This window comes from Streptomyces sp. NPDC008079, from assembly GCF_042957385.1.
Classification (GTDB): Bacteria; Actinomycetota; Actinomycetes; order Streptomycetales; family Streptomycetaceae; genus Actinacidiphila.
Genome location: NZ_JBIBIC010000004.1, coordinates 150,508 through 170,897, shown reverse-complemented (window position 1 = coordinate 170,897; position 20,390 = coordinate 150,508). Strand labels below are relative to the sequence as shown.

General features: G+C 72.6%; 23 protein-coding genes. 10 read left to right on the top strand and 13 right to left on the bottom strand.

Going from position 1 to position 20,390, the window contains the following annotated elements; genetic code table 11:
• Positions 1-5: 5 nt before the first annotated feature.
• From ACFZAM_RS12205 to ACFZAM_RS12195, 3 genes are all read right to left on the bottom strand, one after another.
• The gene (locus tag ACFZAM_RS12205; RefSeq protein WP_391045126.1) at positions 6-1,049 is read right to left on the bottom strand and encodes an NAD-dependent epimerase/dehydratase family protein; all 1,044 of its coding nucleotides are present in this window, start codon (positions 1,047-1,049) and stop codon (positions 6-8) included.
• A 165-nt stretch (positions 1,050-1,214) separates the two neighbouring features.
• On the bottom strand, positions 1,215-1,940 hold the full coding sequence (locus ACFZAM_RS12200) for a lysophospholipid acyltransferase family protein (protein ID WP_355341148.1): 726 nt from the start codon (positions 1,938-1,940) through the stop codon (positions 1,215-1,217).
• 159 nt (positions 1,941-2,099) lie between these two features.
• Positions 2,100-3,587, bottom strand: coding sequence for a DHA2 family efflux MFS transporter permease subunit (locus ACFZAM_RS12195; protein ID WP_391045122.1), 1,488 nt, complete (start codon positions 3,585-3,587; stop codon positions 2,100-2,102).
• A gap of 118 nt (positions 3,588-3,705) precedes the next feature.
• On the opposite strand from ACFZAM_RS12195, the gene ACFZAM_RS12190 reads away from it, so the two are divergent.
• Positions 3,706-4,422: a TetR/AcrR family transcriptional regulator C-terminal domain-containing protein gene (locus ACFZAM_RS12190; RefSeq protein WP_391045120.1), complete on the top strand. Its 717-nt coding sequence runs from the start codon at positions 3,706-3,708 to the stop codon at positions 4,420-4,422.
• A gap of 145 nt (positions 4,423-4,567) precedes the next feature.
• Here ACFZAM_RS12190 and ACFZAM_RS12185 read toward each other — a convergent pair whose 3' ends face one another.
• The 7 genes from ACFZAM_RS12185 to ACFZAM_RS12155 all read right to left on the bottom strand — a co-directional run bounded on the left by ACFZAM_RS12185 (position 4,568) and on the right by ACFZAM_RS12155 (position 11,261).
• Positions 4,568-4,729 carry a hypothetical protein gene (locus ACFZAM_RS12185; protein WP_355341139.1) on the bottom strand — a complete coding sequence of 54 codons (162 nt, stop codon included), beginning with the start codon at positions 4,727-4,729 and terminating at the stop codon, positions 4,568-4,570.
• Positions 4,730-4,865: 136 nt separating this feature from the next.
• On the bottom strand, positions 4,866-5,918 hold the full coding sequence (locus ACFZAM_RS12180; RefSeq protein ID WP_391045117.1) for a hypothetical protein: 1,053 nt from the start codon (positions 5,916-5,918) through the stop codon (positions 4,866-4,868).
• 16 nt (positions 5,919-5,934) lie between these two features.
• Entirely contained in the window at positions 5,935-6,891 is a 957-nt protein-coding gene (locus tag ACFZAM_RS12175) for a cytochrome c oxidase assembly protein (protein ID WP_391045115.1), read from the bottom strand.
• A 170-nt stretch (positions 6,892-7,061) separates the two neighbouring features.
• Positions 7,062-8,087, bottom strand: a complete 1,026-nt coding sequence (locus tag ACFZAM_RS12170) for a 6-phosphofructokinase (protein WP_188282470.1) — start codon at positions 8,085-8,087, stop codon at positions 7,062-7,064.
• A gap of 248 nt (positions 8,088-8,335) precedes the next feature.
• The gene (locus ACFZAM_RS12165) at positions 8,336-9,064 is read right to left on the bottom strand and encodes a type 1 glutamine amidotransferase (RefSeq protein ID WP_188282469.1); all 729 of its coding nucleotides are present in this window, start codon (positions 9,062-9,064) and stop codon (positions 8,336-8,338) included.
• Positions 9,065-9,124: 60 nt separating this feature from the next.
• Entirely contained in the window at positions 9,125-10,363 is a 1,239-nt protein-coding gene (locus ACFZAM_RS12160) for a MurT ligase domain-containing protein (protein ID WP_355341129.1), read from the bottom strand.
• A 253-nt stretch (positions 10,364-10,616) separates the two neighbouring features.
• Positions 10,617-11,261: a TetR family transcriptional regulator gene (locus tag ACFZAM_RS12155; protein ID WP_188282467.1), complete on the bottom strand. Its 645-nt coding sequence runs from the start codon at positions 11,259-11,261 to the stop codon at positions 10,617-10,619.
• 149 nt (positions 11,262-11,410) lie between these two features.
• Between ACFZAM_RS12155 and ACFZAM_RS12150 the strand changes: the two genes are divergently transcribed.
• Positions 11,411-12,643, top strand: a complete 1,233-nt coding sequence (locus ACFZAM_RS12150; protein ID WP_355341126.1) for an acyl-CoA dehydrogenase family protein — start codon at positions 11,411-11,413, stop codon at positions 12,641-12,643.
• A gap of 142 nt (positions 12,644-12,785) precedes the next feature.
• Positions 12,786-13,610 (top strand): hypothetical protein, encoded by an 825-nt coding sequence (locus ACFZAM_RS12145; protein ID WP_391045109.1) that lies wholly within the window; start codon positions 12,786-12,788, stop codon positions 13,608-13,610.
• 29 nt (positions 13,611-13,639) lie between these two features.
• Here ACFZAM_RS12145 and ACFZAM_RS12140 read toward each other — a convergent pair whose 3' ends face one another.
• Positions 13,640-13,807, bottom strand: a complete 168-nt coding sequence (locus tag ACFZAM_RS12140) for a hypothetical protein (protein WP_355341375.1) — start codon at positions 13,805-13,807, stop codon at positions 13,640-13,642.
• Positions 13,808-13,990: 183 nt separating this feature from the next.
• Between ACFZAM_RS12140 and ACFZAM_RS12135 the strand changes: the two genes are divergently transcribed.
• The gene (locus tag ACFZAM_RS12135) at positions 13,991-14,119 is read left to right on the top strand and encodes a hypothetical protein (protein WP_262928374.1); all 129 of its coding nucleotides are present in this window, start codon (positions 13,991-13,993) and stop codon (positions 14,117-14,119) included.
• 94 nt (positions 14,120-14,213) lie between these two features.
• Entirely contained in the window at positions 14,214-14,864 is a 651-nt protein-coding gene (locus ACFZAM_RS12130; RefSeq protein ID WP_355341119.1) for a winged helix-turn-helix domain-containing protein, read from the top strand.
• On the opposite strand, the gene ACFZAM_RS12125 is transcribed toward ACFZAM_RS12130, so the two are convergent.
• Positions 14,848-15,312: a universal stress protein gene (locus ACFZAM_RS12125; RefSeq protein WP_355341116.1), complete on the bottom strand. Its 465-nt coding sequence runs from the start codon at positions 15,310-15,312 to the stop codon at positions 14,848-14,850. The two genes, ACFZAM_RS12130 and ACFZAM_RS12125, sit on opposite strands and share 17 nt — an antisense overlap.
• A 229-nt stretch (positions 15,313-15,541) precedes the next feature.
• Here ACFZAM_RS12125 and ACFZAM_RS12120 point away from each other — a divergent pair, with 229 nt between their 5' ends.
• A complete protein-coding gene (locus ACFZAM_RS12120; RefSeq protein ID WP_355341113.1) occupies positions 15,542-16,084 on the top strand; it encodes an SRPBCC family protein in 543 nt (180 codons plus the stop codon).
• Positions 16,085-16,282: 198 nt separating this feature from the next.
• Complete coding sequence (locus ACFZAM_RS12115; RefSeq protein WP_391045105.1) at positions 16,283-16,843, top strand: GNAT family N-acetyltransferase; 561 nt, start codon at positions 16,283-16,285, stop codon at positions 16,841-16,843.
• A 44-nt stretch (positions 16,844-16,887) separates the two neighbouring features.
• On the opposite strand, the gene ACFZAM_RS12110 is transcribed toward ACFZAM_RS12115, so the two are convergent.
• The gene (locus ACFZAM_RS12110; protein ID WP_355341107.1) at positions 16,888-17,190 is read right to left on the bottom strand and encodes a hypothetical protein; all 303 of its coding nucleotides are present in this window, start codon (positions 17,188-17,190) and stop codon (positions 16,888-16,890) included.
• 100 nt (positions 17,191-17,290) lie between these two features.
• Here ACFZAM_RS12110 and ACFZAM_RS12105 point away from each other — a divergent pair, with 100 nt between their 5' ends.
• From ACFZAM_RS12105 to ACFZAM_RS12095, 3 genes are all read left to right on the top strand, one after another.
• Entirely contained in the window at positions 17,291-18,013 is a 723-nt protein-coding gene (locus tag ACFZAM_RS12105; RefSeq protein WP_355341357.1) for a L,D-transpeptidase family protein, read from the top strand.
• An 83-nt stretch (positions 18,014-18,096) separates the two neighbouring features.
• Entirely contained in the window at positions 18,097-19,245 is a 1,149-nt protein-coding gene (locus tag ACFZAM_RS12100) for a hypothetical protein (protein ID WP_391045103.1), read from the top strand.
• 489 nt (positions 19,246-19,734) lie between these two features.
• Positions 19,735-20,277, top strand: a complete 543-nt coding sequence (locus ACFZAM_RS12095) for a flavin reductase (protein WP_391045101.1) — start codon at positions 19,735-19,737, stop codon at positions 20,275-20,277.
• Positions 20,278-20,390: the final 113 nt, after the last annotated feature.

Here is a 20,390-nt window from a genome sequence, read left to right as displayed (position 1 = left end):
GGGCGTCACGCCCCGCGCCCGGCCAGCCAGCGGTCCTCGGCCGCGTAGTCGAACCAGTCGCCGTGCTCCGACAGCCGCGCGGGCAGCGGGAACACCTCGCGCCAGTCCGCCTTGTCCAGCTCCGCCGCCAGCCAGGCCACCGTCCCCGGCAGCGACTCCTCGTACGAGGTGACCGCGCGGTAGCCCAGTTCGCGCTCGGCCGCCGACATGTCCAGCACCATCGGGTACGGCATGCCCCACGGAGTGTCGCCCACGGTCGGCTCCGGCGGCGGCCCGTCCACCAGCACGGTCTCGCTGGTCACACCGAGCGCCCGGTCCACCGCTGCGGAGATCTCCGCGACGGTCGGCACCCGCGGATCACCCGCGTTGAGCGCGCGGGAGCCCGGCTTCGCCGCCGCCAGCCGGACCAGCTCGGCGATGTTCGACGCGTGCACCGGATGGAACCGGCTCCTGCCCCCGTACGCCAGCACCCGCACCGGACGGCCGTCCAGCGCGCGTTTGACGAAGTACATCTCACGCGGCAGCGGACTGTGCGGGCCGTGGATCGCCCCGGCGCGCAGCAGCGTCGTCGGCAGCCGGTCGCCCGCCTCCAGCAGCGTCCGCTCCAACTCGACCTTGCGGGTGCCGTACGTCGAGGGGCCCGGCGCGACCGTCGCGCAGGTCTCCGGGAGCGGCACCGGGAAGCGCGGGGAGCCGTCCGGCTCGGCCTGCGTGTCGAAATTACGGCCCGCCTCGTCCTCGTACACCGCCGCGCTGGAGATCACCACCGCGGAACCGATCCGGTCGGACAGCGACAGCAACTGCCGTGCGTCGGCGCCGTCGTAGGCCACACAGTCCAGCAGGACGTCGCAGCCGTCGCCGAGCGCCGCGGCCAGCGCGGCGCTGTCCGAGCGGTCGACCCGGACCGTACGCACGCCCGGCGGCCACCCCTCGTCCGAGCCGCCGCCGCGCGAGGCGGCCGTCACCTGCCAGCCGTCCGCGGCCAGGGCGCGTACGGCCTGCCGCCCGATCTGTCCAGAAGCGCCGATCACGAACGCGGTTCCCGTCATGGTGAGGACGCTATGCGGGCGGGCACCGCGCGGACCAGAGGGGTTCGCCCTGCGCGGATTCGCCCTCGGCGCAACCCCGGCAGCGCGAGGCGGAGCCCCGGCAGCGCGTGGCGGGGTCCCGGCGGGGCGCGGCGCAATCCCGGCGGGGCGGGAACAGGCCCCGGATCAGGACGACTTGCGGCGCAGCCGCCCCCCGGTGCCGCCCTGCGCGAGCGCCGCCTGCTCGGCCTTCACCTCGCCCGCGTACCGGTCCACGTACTCCTGCCCGGACATCGCCATGATCGCGTACATGATCTCGTCGGTCACCGACCGCACCACGTACCGCTCTTCCTCCATGCCGAAGAAGCGGCTGAAGTCCAGCGGCTCGCCGAAGCGGATGGTGACCCGGCCGATCCGCGGGAACTTCCGTCCCGGCGGCTGGAGTTCGAAGGTGCCGAGCACCGCGCAGGGGATCACGGGGGCCTGGGCGCGCAGCGCCATCAGCGCGACGCCGGTCCTGCCGCGGTACAGCCGCCCGTCGTGCGAGCGGGTGCCCTCCGGGTAGATGCCCAGCAGCTCGTCGCGCTCCAGGACCTCGATCGCCGCGGTGACGGCCGCCTGCGACGCCTTGCCGCCCGACCGGTCGACCGGGATCTGTCCGACGCTGCGGAAGAACGCCGCCGTCAGCCGCCCCTTCAGACCGGGACCGGTGAAGTACTCGGCCTTGGCCAGGAAGGTGATGCGGCGCGGCAGGATCGCGGGCATCACGAAATGGTCGGTGAACGACAGGTGATTGCCCGCGATGATCGCCCGGCCGCTCTCGGGGATGTTCTCCATCCCCTCGATCCGGGGCCGGAACATCAGCCGCAACAGCGGCCCGAGGACCACGTACTTGAGCAGTCGGTAGAACACGGTGGCTGCCTCCCCTGACCCGTCCCGGTGCGCCCGGAGAGCGGTGCCCCGATCCTCGGTGCCCCGGCAGAGTAGTGCCCGCGCCCCCGCCGCGCGAGCCCGGAGCACGCCCGCGACCCGCGCCTTTGCCCGGCCCGGGGCGTACGCACGGTTCTCCGGTCAGTGTCCGGCCGGCTCCGACTCCTCGCCCTGCCCGGCGTGTTGGGCCGCGCGCGGCATCAGGAAGGCCACCAGGAAGGCAGCGGCGAGGCCGCCCGCCGCCATCAGCAAGGTGGCCACGGCCGCCGCGCCCATGCCGTGTCCGGTCCGGGCGAAGAAGGCCGTGCCCAGGACGGCGACGCCGATCGAACCGCCGAGCTGCTGCACCGCGTTGAGCACCCCGGAGGCGGAGCCGGTCTCCTGGTCGGACACGCCCGCCAGCGCGATGTCGAAGAACGGCGCCATCACCACACCGAGTCCCGCGCCGCTGACCAGCAGGGACGGTACGAGCTGCCAGCTCGTCACGGAGTCGTCCGCCAGGCGCACGGTCAGCGCCACCGCGCCCACGGACAGCGCGGTGAGCAGCAGTCCGCCCTGTACGGCACGGCGGCCGTAGCGCGGGCCGAGCCACATGCCGGACAGCGTCGCGCCGACGGCGGAGCCGAACGCCCAAGGGATCATCGTCGCGCCCGCGTGCAGGGCGCTGAAGCCGAGCCCGTACTGGAGGTAGAGGGTGACCACCAGCATCAGGCCGGTCAGCGCGGCGAAGAAGACCAGGCCGACGGCGAGGGAGCCGGTGTAGCCGCGGTGCCGGAACAGCCCCGGCTCGATCAGCGGCGAGCCGCCGCGGGCCCGTACTGACTTCTGGTAGCGCGCGAAGAGGACGAGGACCGGTACGGACGCCGCCATGCAGAGGTGACTCCACAGCGGCCAGCCCAGGTCGCGGCCCTGCACCAGCGGATAGACCAGCAGCAGAACGGCGACGCTGAGGATGCCGACACCCGGCACGTCGAGCCGGGGCGGCCGTGGGGCGCGGCTCTCCGGCAGTACGCGCAGGGCGGCGGCGAAGGCGACGAGCGCGATCGGCACATTGATCAGGAAGATCGCCCGCCAGCCGGTGCCGAAGAGATCGGCGTCGGTCAGGAAACCGCCGAGCACCGGACCGGCGACCGCCGCCAGACCCATCACCGGACCGAACACGCCGAAGGCGGCGCCCATTTCGGCCGGCGGAATGACCTCCCTGATCAGGCCGAGGCCCTGCGGCACCATCATCGCGGCGAACGCGCCCTGCGCCGCCCGCATGCCGATCAGCATGTCCGCGGAGCCCGAGCAGGCGCACAGCAGCGAGCAGACCGCGAAGCCCGCCACCCCGATCAGGAACATCCGGCGGCGGCCGACGATGTCACCGAGCCGCGCCCCGGTGATCATCAGGACGGCGAAGGCGAGGGTGTACGCGGCGGCGATCCACTGGATACGGGTGGAGCTGCCGCCGAAGTCCGCCTGGATCGAGGGCGAGGCCACGCCGACGATCGTGGCGTCCAGCAGGTCCATCACCTCCACGGCCAGGACCACGGCGAGGGCGAGCCAGCGCAGCCGCGCACCGCCGGCCGGGGCCGCGTCCGGCTCCGACGCGCGATCCGGGTCCTCGGTGAGGGTCGATGCGGTCACGGTGATTCCTCCGGGCGGTGGCGGGACGGCGTGCTGGGAACGAACACTGTTCTACTTACGAACACTGTTCGCGTCAAGTACGATGTTCGCAGCAGCTGTCCCTGGAGGTTCCACCGCCGTGACCGAGATCCCCGCCCCGCCCTGGGGGCCGACCCGCAAGCGCGCGCCGCGCCGCGTCCTCAGCCAGGACGGGATCATCGCGGCGGCCCTGCGGATCGTCGACACCGAGGGCATCGACGCGATGAGCATGCGCCGGGTCGCCCAGGAACTGGGCACGGGAGCGGCCTCCCTCTACGCGCACGTCGCCGGGCGGGACGAGCTGATCGCCCTGGTCCTCGACCGGGTCAGGGCCGAGATCCACTGCCCGGTCCCCGACCCCGAGCGGTGGCAGGAGCAGGTGAAGGACGTGATGCGGCAGGCCCGCGCGGCGCTGGCCGCGCACGGCGACCTTGCCCGGCTCTCGATCGAGATCGGCGTCCCCACCGGCGAGAACGCGATGCGCACGGCCGAGGGCGTGCTCGCCATCCTCGCCGCGGGGCGACTGCCCGTGCAGGTCTGCGCCTACGGGGTCGACGCGCTCGCGCTGTACGTCACCGCCGCCGCAGCCGAGGAGGCCGCCCTCGCCTTCCGCACCGGCGTCACGACGGCGGGCAAGGACGACTTCCTCGCCCAGGTCCGCGACTACTACAAGAGCCTGCCCAGCGGGCAGTTCCCCGTCATCACCGGCATGGTCGACGAGCTGATGCGGGACGTCGGCGACGAACGCTTCGAATTCGGCCTCGACCTGCTGGTCTCCGGCCTCGCCCGGCACGCGGTCCCGGCGGCGGGGGAGTAGGCCACTCGCCCAGATCCGGCCGCCCGCCCGTATCCGGCCGCCTGCCCAGATCCGGCCGCCCGCCCGTATCCGTATCAGGCCGGTCGGCCGCCCGCCCGGCCCGGGGCTCGCTCAGCCGGCCCGCTCGTTCGGCGCGCCCGCACACTCAGTGCGGCTCCCGGATCGCCGCCGCCCCCGCCGTGCACAGGCCCAGCACCACCCAGCCGAACCACAGCCAGCCGTTCGACCCCAGTGCCACGGTGTAGGCGACCACCGCGACCAGAAACGCCACCGTGGTCAACGCCATCGCTTTCACGGAACCCGGCATCGCACGCCTCCCTTCCGCAGGCGCGTGCGCGCACCCGCCGACGAGGCGGAAGCCGTATCGCGGCCCTTCCTTCATGGTGACCCCACGGGCACCCCGCGCGCCACCACGCCTCTCGGCCCGCCGCGCGCCAGGCCGTTCACCACTCCCCGTCGGTCACCCGGCCCGGATCGTCGCCCAGGTGCTCGACCTGCTCCGGCTTCGGCGGCGCCCACGGCTGCTCGTCGTCGCCCAGCCAGTCACCGACCGGCTTGACCCCGGTCAACGGCTCGGTGGCGGCCAGATCCTCGCCGTCCGCGTCGTAGTAGTCGAACCACGGCAGCCCCGCCGCGTTGTACGCCGCCCGGTCCACCGGGGACGCGGGCGCCGGTTCGCCGGTGATCTCCCGCCACTGCGGGGCCGTCGCCAGATGGACGAAGACCCGGCCGGACGGCTTCTTCCGCCAGTCCTGCGCGGGCCGCTCGTCGCGGTACACCTCCTGGCGCATCCGGCCGCCCGCGCCGAGCCCCATCGCGGGCGCCGACCTGGCCGCCATCGGTGCGGGCGGCGGCACGGGACCCGCGCCAGGGGCCATCGACGGGAGCGCGGGCCCGCCGTACCCTCCGCCCGCCTGCGCCGACACACCCCACGGCCCGTTCGTCGTCACCGTCCTGCGGCTCTGCTCGGCGCGCCAGCGCGCCAGCGGCTCCTCGCGCAGCTCGAACACCTGGAGCTGCACCCCGCCCCAGACCTCCTCGCCGGAGACCTGCCCCTCCACGGTCGCCCCGAGCCCCAGGGGCACGGCCACGAACTGCCGGATCGTGCCGGGGCCGGAGTTGATGCCGTCCAGCCACGGCTGCCGGGGCAGCACCACGTAATTCTGCGGGTCGCGCGACAGCCGGTCGCTCCACGGCCGGCCCGACACCGCGCACACCTTCCCGACACCGACCTGGAGGGCGGCGGGCGCGGCCGAGGAGAAGCTGAGCCACATCGCCTCGCGCTGATACACCGGCAGCAGCACCCCGCCGTGCGCGCGCCACCGCTCCGGAGTCCGCCCGGCGAAGTCGCCCACGCGGCGCAGCGGGAAGGAGCCCAGGCCGGGCGGCAGCGGGTGCGTGCCCTTCTCGGGCAGCCGCAGCGTCCGCATGAAGCGGACCGTCACCCCGCCGGGCAGCTCCAGCGCCGCCCCCGAGATCCGTACCTGTTCGCCCATCCCGGGCCCCCCTCCGTCAGCCGCGACCGCGCGCCTCCAACGATGCCAAATACGCGTTGTACGCGACGAGTTCCGCGTCACCGTCGCGGTCCGCGGCCCGGTCGCCGCGCCGTGCCTGCCGCTGCTCGGAGGTGTACCACTGGAAGAGCAGCGCCACCAGCACGACGACCGACGGGATCTCGCTGAACGCCCAGGCGATGCCGCCCGCCGCCGTCTGGTCGCCGAGCGCGTCGATGCCCAGCGAGGCGGGCGGGTGCTCGAAGGTGGTCAGCATCGGCTCGCTGGCCATCATGACCGCGATGCCGAAGAACGCGTGGAAGGGCATCCCCGCGAACAGCTCCAGCATCCGCATCACATAACCGGGCCGGTGCGGCCCCGGGTCGACGCCCATGATCGGCCAGAAGAACAGCAGGCCCACCAGCAGGAAGTGCACCATCATCGCGATGTGCCCGGTCCTGGTGTGCATCAGCGTGTCGAAGATCGGCGAGAAGTACAGCCCGTACAGGCTCGCGATGAACAGCGGGAGCGTGAAGGCCGGGTGCGTGATGATCCGCAGATACCGGCTGTGCAGCAGCTTCACCAGCAGCTCGCGCGGTCCGGTGCGGCCGCGCTCGGCGGCGGGCAGCGCCCGCAGCGTCAGCGTCACCGGGGCGCCCAGCAGGATCAGGATCGGCGAGAGCATGCTCAGCACCATGTGCTGCACCATGTGCACGCTGAACATGACCATGCCGTAGTCGTTGAGCTTGGTGCACATCACCAGAGCGACCGTCAGCACCCCTGTGACGAACGCCACGGTACGGCCGGGCGACCACGAGTCACCGCGCCGCCGCAGCCGCAGCACACCCCAGCCGTAGAGGACCAGCGCCACCAGGCAGCCGATGAGGAAGAACGGATCGCCGCCGCTGAACGACAGCCCCCGGCCGAGGGTGAACGGCGGCAAGTCCATGTGCATGCCGTGTCCGCCGTGGTCCATCCGTCACTCTCCTGTCGCGCCGGGCCGCGTGCTGCCGGTCCGGCCCGTGCTCCGATTCGACCCTTGTGCCCGCTCCAGAGTAGAACCGCCCCCGGACGCCGATTCGGCCGGGGGCGGGGAGCGCCGACCCACGTGGTCGGAGCACGTCATGAAGCGTCAGGACACGCCACTCACAGCACGCACTCGGCCTCGACGTACCGCTCGGCGGGCACCGTCTTCAGGTGCTCGACGGCCTCCCCGAGCGGGACCAGCGTGATGTCGGTGCCGCGCAGCGCCGTCATCATGCCGAACCGGCCCTTGTGGACGGCCTCCACGGCGTGCCAGCCGAAGCGGGTGGCGAGAACGCGGTCGTACGCGGTGGGCGTGCCGCCGCGCTGGACGTGCCCGAGGATGACCGGCCTGGCCTCCTTGCCCAGCCGCTCCTCCAGCTCGACCGAGAGCTGGTTGGCGACGCCGCTGAACCGCTCGTGGCCGTAGATGTCGGTCGCGCCCGACGTGAAGTCCATGGTGCCCTCGCGCGGCTTGGCGCCCTCGGAGACCACCACGATCGCGAACTTCTTGCCCGCCTCGAAGCGCTGGCCGACGACCCGCGCCAGCTCCGACACGTCGAACGGCCGCTCCGGCACCAGGATCGCGTGCGCGCCCGCCGCCATCCCGGAGTGCAGCGCGATCCACCCGGTGTGCCGCCCCATGACCTCCACGATCAGCACCCGCTGGTGCGACTCGGCGGTGGTCTTGAGCCGGTCCAGGGCCTCGGTGGCCACCATCACGGCGGTGTCGAAGCCGAAGGTCACGTCCGTGGACGCGATGTCGTTGTCGATGGTCTTGGGCACACCGACGATGGGCAGGCCCGCGTCCGACAGCAGCCGGGCCGCCTTGAGGGTGCCCTCACCGCCGATCGGGATGATCGCGTCCAGGCCCAGGTCGGCCACGTGGCCCCTGGCCTGTTCGACCCCGCCGCGCAGGTGGGCGGGCTGGACCCGCGAGGAGCCGAGGATCGTGCCGCCGCGCGCGAGGATGCCGCTCACGGCATCGAGGTCCAGCTTGCGGTAGTCGCACTCGAGCAGGCCCTTCCACCCGTCGTGGAAGCCGATGACCTCGTCACTGTGGTCCACCACGGCGCGGTGCACCACGGACCGGATGACGGCGTTCAGCCCGGGGCAGTCGCCGCCGCTGGTCAGCACACCAATACGCATTGCTCTCGTTACTCCCGCAACTCGACCGGACGGCCGGACCCCGTCGTCCGGATGGATCGCAGCCAGCTTACCGAGAGCGGCTGTCACGCCTCCACGGCGACCGAACTGCGGACACCTGACGATTACTCAAACTCCGGGGAACGCCTGCGCAGCGTGACGGACCCACCTCGGACCCGCGCCGACGCACGACGCCCGCGCCCTCCTGCGAGGACACGGGCGCGGTACGGGTCAGGCGGCTCGGAACGGTGTCACGCGGGCTGTACGGCCGCCGCGATCCGCTCGGCGCGCAGCGCCTCGAACCACTGGTCGTCGACCGGCGGCAGCGCGTTGACGTCCAACGCGAGCTTGATCAGCAGGTCGGCGATCTGCGGATTGCGGGCCATCACCGGACCGTGCATGTACGTGCCGAAGACCGTGTCGTTGAAGGCGCCCTCGGTGCCGTCCCCCGTGCCGTTGCCCTTGCCCATCCGCAGCCGGGCCAGCGGCCTGGCCTGCGGGCCGACATGGGTGACGCCCTGGTGGTTCTCGAAGCCGGTCAGCGGCGGCAGATTGAGGTGCGGGTCGATGTCGGCCAGGACGTCGCCGACGCACCGCTCGCCCTCGCCGCGCACGCTCACCACGTCGAGCAGGCCGAGGCCGGGCTCGGGGCGGCCCAGGTCGTTGACGAACTCGTGGCCGAGGATCTGGTAGCCCGCGCAGACCGAGAAGACGATCGCGCCGTTGGCGACCGCCCGGTTCAGGCCGCCGTCGCGGCGCAGCCGCTCCGCGGCCAGCCGCTGCGGGCGGTCCTCGCCGCCGCCGATCAGATAGATGTCACCGGACGTCGGCACCGGCTGGTCGGAGCGGACGTCGACCCGGGTGACCGGCACCCGGCGCTGCTGGGCGCGGCGCTCCACGACCAGCGCGTTGCCCTGGTCGCCGTAGGTGCTCAGCAGGTCGGGGTAGACCCACACCAGGCGGAGGCTGGACTCACTCATGCGTGCTTCTCCTTGTCCGTCGTCAGCAACGTGACGCGATGTGACGCGACGTGGTCGCGGTCAGTTGCCGACCCGGCGGCGCAGGTCCTGGAAGGCGGTGTAGTTGGCGATGGCCTCGATCCGGCCGGGCGGCGCGGAGCGCACCGCCTCGTCGAGGTTGGCGCAGACCCGGAACTGGAGCCCGGCGACCTCCAGGCGGACCGCGAGGTCCAGCTTGCGGTCGCCGATCACCATGATCGGGTGTCCGGCCAGCCGGGTGTAGTCCACGTCCCACAGCCAGGAGGTGTCGGTGCCGTCGGCGCCGCGCGCGTTGACCGACAGGATCACCGGGGTGGGCGGGCCGTCGATCAGCGAGAAGGTCTCCAGCCAGCCGGCCGGGTTCTTCGCCAGCAGCAGCCGCAGTTCGCGCTGCTGGAAGCTCACCACGTCGTACCGGCCCGCGACCGCCTGCACCGCGTACATCCGCTCCAGCGCGACCTTGGGGTCGATGCCGAAGGCCGCGGCGGCGGCGGCCGAGACCGCCGCGTTCGACTTGTTGGCGCGGCCCGGGAGCTGGAGGTGGATCGGCCAGGCGGAGCCGTGCGGGTCGATCACGTGGTCGCCGGACAGCGCCCAGGTCGGGGTGGGGCGGCGGAAGCCGCACTCGGCGCAGAACCAGTCCTCCGACGGGCGTTGCAGGACGCCGCCGCAGGACGGGCACGACCAGGCGTCGTCCTTCCACTCCTGGCCCGCCGCGACCCACACCACGGTCGGGCTGGAGGAGGCGGCCCAGGTGATCAGCGGGTCGTCGGCGTTGGCGATGATGATCGCCTCGACGCCTGCCAGGCCCTCGCGCCACTTCTCGGCCAGCATGCGGGTCTCGGCCGCGCGGTCGAGCTGGTCGCGGGAGAGGTTGAGCAGCGCGATGGCCTTGGGGGCGACGTCGCGGGCGACGCCCGCCAGGTACTTCTCGTCGACCTCGATCACGCCGAAGCGCGCCTCGGAGCCGCCCGCCAGCGCGGAGGTGATCCCCGCGGGCATGTTCGCGCCGAGCGCGTTGGAGACGACGGGGCCGCCCGCGCGCAGCGCCTCGGCCAGCAGCCGGGTGGTGGTGGTCTTGCCGTTGGTCGCCGACACCAGGATCACGTCGAGGTGCCGGGCGAGCCTGGCCAGCAGGTCGGGGTCGAATCTCAGCGCCACCTTGCCGCCGATCACCGAGCCGCTGCCACGGCCTGCCGCACGCGACACGCCCGCCGCCACCTTGCCCGCCGTCACGGCCAGTTTCGCCCGCGGCGACAGCGGCTCCGAGTTGCCTGCCATCGTCTCTCTTCCTCCTCGACTGCGACCGGCCCCGCTGCCCCGTGGCGGCTGGTTGTACGCCTCCGAGCGCCACTTGGGCGGCCGACAAGGTTCGGTCCCGGCTCAGCCTATCGACTCCGGGCCCCCGGACCGCACCGCGCCGCCCCGGTCGGACCGTGCGCCGAACTCCACGCGCACCGGGGGCATCCGCGCCACCGGCGCTGTCTGTGGGGACGGGTGCGGCCCGCCCGCGGTTCCTGATCCGCCGACCGCGTCACAGCCCCGGGCTGCCCGCCCGGTCGCCGGCCGCCGCGAGGCGGCCCCACAGCAGGTCGGCCAGGTGCCTGACCAGCAGGTCGCGGGAGAACGGCCGCTCGCCGAGCCACCAGTCGCCCGCCGCGTACATCATGCCGACGATGCCGTGTCCCCAGGCGCGGGCGAGCTGCTCCGAGTCGGGGCCGAGGTCGAGGCGTTCGGCGATCACCTCGGCCAGGTCCTCGCCCATGCGGCGCAGCAGCGGTACGGAGTGCCGTCCGGCGTCCAGTCCCTTGTCGCCGTCGGCGGGCGCCTCGGCCGGGTGCATCAGGAAGCGGTAGACCTGCGGGTGGGCCTCGATGGCGGACAGATACGCGTGCAAGGTGGCCTCGACGCGGTCCCTGCGGTCGCCGGGGGAGTCCAGCGCGGCCCGCAGGGTGGCCAGCAACGCGTCGGTGTGCCGCTTGGCCAGCGCCCGGTACAGGCCGCTCTTGTCGCCGAAGTGCCGGTAGAGGATCGGCTTGGTGATGCCCGCCTCGGCGGCGATGGCGTTCATGGACGCCTCGGGCCCGTCCCGCAGGACGACGCGGTCGGCCGCTTCGAGCAGCTCCGCCCGGCGCCGCTCCGTGGCCGTCCGCTGGTCCTGCCGCTGGCCGGTGTCCACCCGCGCCTCCCCAATTGTTCGATTGCTGGTGGTCAGCGCAACGTAACACCCCGCCAGCCGCCCCCCGCGCGCGGCGGAATGAGTTGACATGGCCTACCGGTCGGTAACAGACTGCTGTTACCGCTAGTAACTGGCACGTGGAGGGGAAGATGGGCGACTTCACGCTCGAACTCAATGACGACCAGCAGTCCGTGCGCGACTGGATCCACGGCTTCGCCGCCGACGTGATGCGCCCGGCCGCCGCCGAATGGGACGAGCGCGAGGAGACCCCGTGGCCCATCATCCAGGAGGCCGCCAAGATCGGACTGTACTCGCTGGACTTCTACGCCCAGCAGTTCTTCGACCCCACGGGCCTGGGCATCCCGCTCACCATGGAAGAGCTGTTCTGGGGTGACGCGGGCATCGCCCTGTCCATCGTCGGCACCGGACTCGCCGCCGTCGGCGTCCTCGCCAACGGCACCGAGGAGCAGATCGGCACCTGGGTCCCGCAGATGTACGGCGACGCCGATGACGTCAAGCTCGCCGCCTTCTGCTCCTCCGAGCCCGACGCGGGCTCCGACGTCTCCGCGATGCGCACCCGCGCCGTCTACGACGAGGCCACCGGCGAGTGGGTGCTCAACGGCACCAAGACCTGGGCCACCAACGGCGGTATAGCCAACGTCCACGTCGTCGTCGCCGTGGTCGACCCGGAGCTGGGCACCAAGGGCCACGCCTCCTTCATCGTGCCCCCCGGCACCCCCGGCCTGTCCCAGGGGCAGAAGTTCAAGAAGCACGGCATCCGCGCCTCGCACACCGCCGAGGTCGTCCTGGAGGACGTACGGATTCCCGGCGACTGCCTGCTCGGCGGCAAGGACAAGCTCGACGAGCGGCTGGCACGGGCCCGCGAACGGGCCAAGTCGGCCCATGGCGGCGAGCGGGTGAAGAACGCGGCGATGGCCACCTTCGAGGCCTCCCGCCCGGCGGTCGGCGCCATGGCCGTCGGCACGGCGCGCGCCGCGTACGAATACGCCCTCGAATACGCCACCGGCCGCGAGCAGTTCGGCCGCCCGATCATCGACAACCAGGGCGTCGCCTTCCAGCTCGCCGACATGCGCACCCAGATCGACGCCGCCCGCCTCCTGGTCTGGCGCGCCTCCTGGATGGCGACGGCGGGCAAGCCCTTCACCTCCGCCGAGGGCTCGATGTCCAAGCTCTTCGCCAGCGAGACCGCCAAGAAGGTCACCGCCCAGGCCATCCAGATCCTCGGCGGCAACGGCTACACCCGCGAGTACCCGGTGGAGCGCATGCACCGCGACAGCGCGATCTACACGATCTTCGAGGGCACCAGCGAGATCCAGCGTCTGGTCATCGCCCGCACGCTGTCCGGGATGCCGCTGCGCTGAGGCGGCGCGACGGCACAGGGCTCAGGGGCGGACGCCGGGGGTGTCCGCCCCTGACGCATGTCCCGGCGGCCACCCCCTCGTTGGGCAGGGTGTACATCATCCGATACGCGCCGATTTCCGGCGCAAGCCCCGGGGAGGGCCGATGGCCGACCCGCAGTGGAAACGACTCATCGAACACGTCATGGCGGTCCCGGAACGCGTCTACGAGCACTGGAGCGGCGCCGACGGCTGGGACAACGACACCGAATTCGGCAAGGAGTACGGAGAGAACCGCGTCTCCTGGTGCGTGATCTTCGACTGGGACATGTACCACGACGTCGGTCTCGACCAGGCCGTCCCGAAGACCGACAACGTGACCGCGTTCAGCACATGGGCCCGACGCAAGGGCACCTGGTCCGCGTACCCGAGCATCGGCGCCTGGGTGAATCTGGACGGCGGCGGGCACACCGAGATCGTCACCGGCTTCGACGAGCGCTACGTCCACACCAAGGGCGGCAACAGCGTGAAGGCCGGGGCCACCGACCGGGGCCAGGGCAACGGCGTGTGGTCGCACCGTGAACTGCGTCACGCCCAGCGCGTCACCGGCTACTTCGCGCCGCGCTTCCCCGACGGGATCTGCCCGCCGACCGCGGACCCCGCCGACCCGCGCGGCGGCACGGCGGTCGCCTCCTACCGAGTGCGCCCGACCGCCACCACGCACCCGGCGCCCGCGTTCCCCGGCCGTGAGTACTTCGTCCTCGGCGCGGTCAGCGACCACACCCTGCTGCTCCAGACCTGGCTGCAACGCGGCAACTGGGGCCCGCCGTACAAGGTCGGCCCGTCCCGCACCATGACCGCGCTCGACCTGACCAAGGTCAAGGCCCTCCAACGGCACTACGTCGCCGCGCTCGGCCCGGCGGACGGCGCCGTCGGGCCGCTGACCTGGCTGTACGCCTACGAGGTCGCGTACGGCCTGCGCGCGAGATGACCGCCGCCGCCCGGCGCGGCCCCGCGTGACTAGTCCCCGTCGTTGCGGTAACCGCGCAGCAGGAACCAGGCGAGGAACACCACACCGACCACCGAGACGACGATGATGCTGCGCATCACCGGACCGGGGCCGGGCGAATTCGACATCGCGAACGTCGTGACGTCGTGGAACGCGCCGAGATCCATGTGGGTATGCATGGGGGTACTCCTTATGGTCCGGCTGCCCAGGGTAGACCCGCGCCCCGAGCCGTCCGCGCTCCGGGTCGGCCCGCGCGCCGACCCGGAGCGCGCGCCCAGGTCAGTGGCCGGAATGCGGGCAAAGCGGCACCAGTGTGTCCGGGCGGTCACCGCACGCGCACGTCGTCTGGTTCAATAGGACACATGGCCAGCACTACTGACTCCGGGACAGGTCGCGACGACCTCGAACCCTTCTGGCCGTCCCGGCAGGAGCACCACTTCGACCGCTGGTGTTGCCGCGCGACCCCCGCGCGGACCCGCGTCCTGAGCTGACCCCGCCGCACCGGCCTCCGAGCCGCTGCCCGCAGCCACCGGTCCCCGCGCAATACGGCGTCCTGACGACCCCATCGCGCGAAAGAGCCGAATCATGTCGAACCTGCCGAACGTCCACTCCCTTTCCACGCTGCCCGCCCGACCGGGCGGCGCGCCCTCCTCCGGCGGCGCTCCGGCCGTCAACCGGCAGCGACTGCGCGCCGTACGCCCCGACGAGGTGCCGCCCGCACCGGACTTCCTGCCGCCCGGCGCCACCTGGCTGCCCGCGCCGGGGCATGTGCTGCCCACCATCCCCGGCGGCGCCCCGATGGTCGGTTACCTGGTGCTCGTCCCGGCCGAGCAGGTCCCGACCGCCGTCCCCGCCCCGGCCCCCGAGTTCCGCACCGGCCGGGCGGAGACCTCCGACCCGCTGTCCCAGGTGCCGATCAGCATCGACGACGAGCGCCGCACCGCCGCGGTCGACGGTCGCCAACTCGACCTGACCTACCTGGAGTTCGAACTGCTCGCGCACCTCGTCGCGCACCCGCACCGGGTGCACTCGCGCGACCAGCTCGTGACCACGGTCTGGGGATACGGGCATGTCGGCGACGGCCGCACGGTCGACGTCCACGTCGCCCGGCTGCGCCGCAAGCTCGGCGCGGAGCACCGCGCCAGCATCGTGACGGTGCGCCGAGTCGGCTACAAGTACGCCCCCGCCGCGCCGGTATCGACCGCGGGCGCGACCGCGGCTACGGCACGACCGTGACCGGCCACCGTCCGGCTTTCACGAGCCGGACGGCGACCGAGCCGACGAACCGGTGCCCGGCGCGCTCCGAGGCGCCCACCACGACCGCGTCCGCGGTGAGCTGTTCCGCGGCCGTGGTCAGGCCGTTGTAGGGGTCGCCGCGGAAGGTGTGGAACTCCCACCGCACCGTGAACGTCCCCTGCAACCGCTCGACGGAGTCGCGGATCTCCGCCATGAGCTGCTCGGCGATCCCGGTGTCGACCTCCGACACCGGGACCCCGAGGGCGGCGCCGGTCGGCATGTACGGCTGCACGTAGACCAGGGCGAGCAGCGCGTGCTGCCGCCTCGCGAGCCCCGCCGCGTACGCGGCGGCCCGCCACGACGTGTCGGAGCCGTCCAGTCCGGCGAGGATGACCTTCGGTCCGTCCGTGCCGCGCTCGAAGTGCGCCGGCAGCTTCTGCTCTTCCACGCGCGCCAGGCTATCGGCCTCCGGCCTGCGGTTTCATCCCCCGGCACGCAGCGTTCTCACTCCAATGGGCGCATTGCCACGACATGTGCACCTTTGCGGGGCACGCTGTGCGAGAGGAGTGAAACAGGCGGCGGTACCGCGCCGGAGCCGCGCACCCCACGGGTGCGGTCGGCGTACCCGCGACGGCTCGCCGCCCACGCCGCTACCGGGGAGGTTTGTGATGCCGAGCGTGTCCACGAACGTGTTCGTGTCGAGGCCGACCACGGAGGTCTTCGACTTCCTCGCCGACGCCCGCAATCTCGCCCTGTGGAGCTCGGGGGTGGCCTTCGTCGACTCGGCGCCCGTCCCGCCGGGCGTGGACGCGGAGTACCGCTACCGCTACCCCGGACGGCGCAGACCGCACCGGCTGGTCTGCGCCGCCTTCGAACCGGGCCGCCGGATAGTCTTCCGCGGCCAGCGCATGTGGTGCCCGCTGGGCACCCAGGTGCCCGTGTACGGCTTCGAGCTCGCCCCGCACGCCGACGGCACGCTGGTGCGGCTGTCGGTCACCAGCTCGCTGCGCGCGGCCCTCGTCCTGCTCGCCCCGGTCGTGGCCATGGCCTGGCGCCGTGACCTGCCCGCGGACGCCAGGAAATTCTGCGATCTGCTCGGCGGCTCCCGCGCCCCGGCCGCCCCGCTGCACGCTCCCGTGTCCGCCCCCGCGGTCGCCTCGGCCCCCGAGGACCCGGCGCGGTCCACGTCCGCGCCGAGTGGCTTTGACTTCGCTCATTGAGTGTTAAACTAATAATGTGAAGACGTTCGCACACGTTCTTCACCCTTTACTGCCCCGGCCTGGTCCCCCCGTCCCGGCCGGGGCTCCTCCATGTCCGGACCCGCTCCGGACCCGCTCCGGGCTCGTTCCCGCCTGTGTCCGGCCCGCGCCGGCCTGCCTCGGGGGTCGACTGTCAGACCCTCGTCGTACGGTGCGGACATGAACGACGCACATGAGCCGCGAATTCGCATCGAGCCCTGGTCGGCGGACGACCTGTGGCTGCTCCGCAGGACGAACACACCCGAGATGACCGAGTACCTCGGCGGACCGGAGACCGAGGAGCAACTGCTCTCCCGGCACCAGCGCTACCAGGACATCGAGAAGACCGGCGGCAGGATGTACCGCGTGGTGCTCGTCCCGGACGGCGAGGTCGCCGGTTCCATCGGCTTCTGGGAACAGACGTGGCGGGGCGGGAAGGTCTACGAGACCGGCTGGGCGATCCTCCCGGAGTTCCAGGGCCGGGGCCTGGCGGCGGACGCCGCCCGCGCGGTGACCGAGGCGGCCAGAGCCGCCGGTGCCCACCGCCACCTGCACGCCTTCCCCAAGGTCAGCCACCCGGCGTCGAACGCCGTCTGCCGCAAGGCCGGATTCACGTTGCTGGGCGAGGCCGACTTCGAGTACCCCAAGGGCAACCCGATCACGTGCCACGACTGGGTGATCGACCTGACGCCGGACGCCCCTGAGGCTGACCCGGCCGGAGCTCCCACGGCGACCGGCTGACGGTCGCGGGGCGTTCGCGGGGCGCCGCGGGACGCCGCGGGCCGTCAGGAACCGGCGGCCCGCAGTTGGGGCACGATCTGCTGCCGTACGTAACCGCGCACGTCCTGGCCGCGCAGGCCACCACGAATCACCGTCACCGAGTGCGCGGCGGCGGCCTTCCGCAGCCGACGCGCGGCCAGCGGGCCCACACCGCCGCCGATCACCAGCGCCGTCACACCGCCCGCACCGATCAGAGAGACGGCGTCGCGCGCGCCGGTGACGCCACGCGCGTCGAAACCCTCCTCGCGAAGGACCGTGGTCGCGGAGCTGACAATGCTCTCCATACGGCCGATTACCACAACGGTCATGCTTAGCTGCTGCCCATCCACACCCCGCACACACCCGGCTGGCGCTCATCCGCCACCACCGCACCGAGGAGACCCCGTGCGCCCACTGACCCCGACCACCCTGGTCACCGCCGCAGCCCTCGCCACCACGCTCGCGGTCGGCGGCACCGGCGCCGGTCCCGCTCCCGGCTCGGGTACGGCGCAGCCCCGGCCCGTGGCGAACCTCCCGCAGATCATGAAGGACACCGGCGGCGGCACCCAGCTCATCACCGCGAGCGCCCCCACCCTCGGCTCCACCAGCGGCACCCTCACCTGGTGGGAGAAACAGAGCGGCGGCTGGAAGGCCGTCGGCACCGCGCCCGCCCGCTTCGGCGCCCACGGCCTGGCCGACGGCGCGACCCGCACCCAGAACACCAGCACCACGCCCACCGGCCTCTACGGCCTGCCGCTCGCCTTCGGCAACGCCGCCGCGCCCGCGGGCACCGCCCTGCCGTACCGCGCGGTCACCCCGACCGCCTGGTGGTGCGAGGACACCCAGTCGACCTCCTACAACCGCTGGGTCGACCCGCTGCCCAAGGACTGCCGGGGCACCGAGTCCGAGCGCCTGGCCGACTACCCCGGGCAGTACGCGCACGCCGTCCTGATCGACTTCAACTACGCCAAGCCGGTCAAGGGCCGCGGCGCCGGCATCTTCCTGCACGTCAACGGCAGCGGCGCGACGGCCGGTTGCGTCTCGGTACCCGCCGACGCGATGAGCCGGATCCTCGCGTGGCTGCGGCCCGCGGCGCAGCCGCACATCGCCATCGGCACGGTGGACGGCGGCACGGCATTGACCGGTTACTGACCCCCTGGCGCGCTGTTGGGTGACGCTACCGCCCCGTACCGTAGGGCACAGGCGCAACACCAGTGACGCGAAGGGGAATTGCCGTGTCGTTCGCAGAGGACCGGTCGCAGGCCGTGGAAGACGTCGTCCACGCGTGGACGCAGGGCACCGACTGCCTGTTACGCGAGGCCGACGGCGGCTCGGGGGAGACGGTCGGGACGGAGACGGGGCCCAGGATGCTCTCGCACGCGGAGGCCGTGCAGATCGTCCACGCCCAGCTCGTCCTGATCGCCCTCGGGGCCGACCTCGGCCGCCTCCAGACGACCGCGAGGACCTGCTACCGCACCGCGGTCGACACGCGGCTCGAACGGCCGGAGGACGCCCGCGCCTATGCCAGGGCCGCCGATCTGTGCGAGCGCGCCGCCCGGCTGGTGGTCGACGCGGGAGCCGCGGGCGACGACCGGGCCAGGCGCCGCCTGCTCGCCGTCGCCGAGCACGACACCGCCGTGGCGACCGGAGCCGTGGACCCCGAGGTCGCCGACCGCGCCCGCCGCGTCCTGGAGTCCGCGCTCAGCGAGGCCGAGAACAGGGCCGCCCGCGATACCGCGCCCCAGCAGCGCGGCCCGCGCTATCCCGGCCCGACCTACGACGAGACCACCGGACGGCACCGCGTCGGCGTCGGCGCGACCGGCGAGCCCGCCTACTGGCAGCTCAACACCCCCGGCTCCGGCATGGAGAGCGGCCTGATCTGCGGCGCGCCCGGTAGCGGCAAGAGCAGCTTCCTGCTGATGGTGCTCTACGAGGCCGCGCGCCGCGAGGAGTTCACGCTGTGGCTGGCCGACCCCGGCGGCCGGCACGACACCCCGGCGCCGATCGCCGAGGCCGCCGCCCGTACCGCCGCCACCCGCGAGCAGACCGTGGACCTGCTGCGCGACGCGGTGGCGGTGATCGCCGACCGCGCCCGCCACCACGGCCCGGTCCCCGACCCCACCGACACCTGGCAGGGCATCGTGCTCGCCGTCGAGGACTGCCGACTCGTCTTCGCCGACGACCTGGAGGCCACCCGGCTCGCCGAGCGCGTCGTCGCCGTCGGAGGCCGGTTCGGCGTGGCGCTGGTCGTGACCGCGCCCGACGCCGACCTCGCGTCCTTCGGCGGGAGCCTCGCGTTGCGCGCCGGGCTCGCCAGGACCAACTGCTTCCCGCTCGGCCCCGGCGGACGGCAGATGCTCACCGTGCTCGGCCGCGCGGTCTGACGGCCAACCGCCTCCGGCCGGACGTCGGTCGGCGGGCCGCCGGTCGGTCGGCTCTCGCCCGCCGACCGCCGGATCTGACACTCCTCTGACACGCGCCTGGCCCTTTCCGGAAGGTCGGGCGGTGCATCTGTGGTTCCTGACCGAGACCTGAAGCCGGGGATCTTGTGACGGACCGGCGGACCGAAGAACCTGGTAGTCAGGATCCGGTGCGGTGTCGGCGAAAGCCCCCGGCGCGGTCCTTTCTCTCGGAATCTCTACGAATCTTCACGAATCTCGCGGATTCTCCCTGATTCTCTTTGATTCTCTCCGAACGACCATGGCGACCGTCCCCTGACGTCCGGGTGCGGCCCCTGAATCGCGTTGTCGGGCTCTGTGGTGTGGGAGGTGTGGACGATGGCAGGTGCGATGTCGTCGAACGCGGTGGCGGCCGGGACCGTCGCCGGAAATACGGTGGCGCCGCCGGATGAACGGGTGGGCGAACCTGCCCCGTTGAGCAGACTGATGTCACTGCACCAGGCGCACCCGGTGGACGGCCGGTCACTGCGGACGGTGTGCGGGATGTTCGTGACCGGCGTGACGGTGATCACCAGCGGCGAGGACGGCAACGCCGAGGGCACCACGGTGAACTCGTTCACCTCGGTCTCCCTCGACCCGCCGCTGGTGCTTTTCTGCCTGCACAACGAGTCCCGACTGCGGTCCGTCGTGCGGGAGTCGGGGAAATTCGTCGTCAACTTCCTCCAGGGGCAGCAGGAGGGCGTGGCCCGCGCCTTCGCGGGCAAGGGCACCGCGGAGATCCACGACGTGGCCAACCACCCGTCGGTGACGGGCGTTCCGGTGCTCAGCGAGGCGCTGGCGTTCCTGTCCTGCCACCTGGTCGAGGAGTTCGACGGCGGCGACCACACGATCTTCCTCGGCCGCGTGGTCGAGTTGGGCGTGCCCCGGCAGCACCAGGAGCCGCTGGTCTTCTTCCGCGGCTGGCTCGGCGCGCTGGAGGAGGAACTGCGCGGCGTGCACCCCATCATCGACGGCTGACCGCCCCGCCCGTTCCCTGTCTCCTTGGCACGGCGGTGCGTCGCACGGCGGTATTTCGCGACGCCCCGCGGTCTTCCGCGTGGATCCGAGGTGATCCGCGCTGTTCGTGTTCC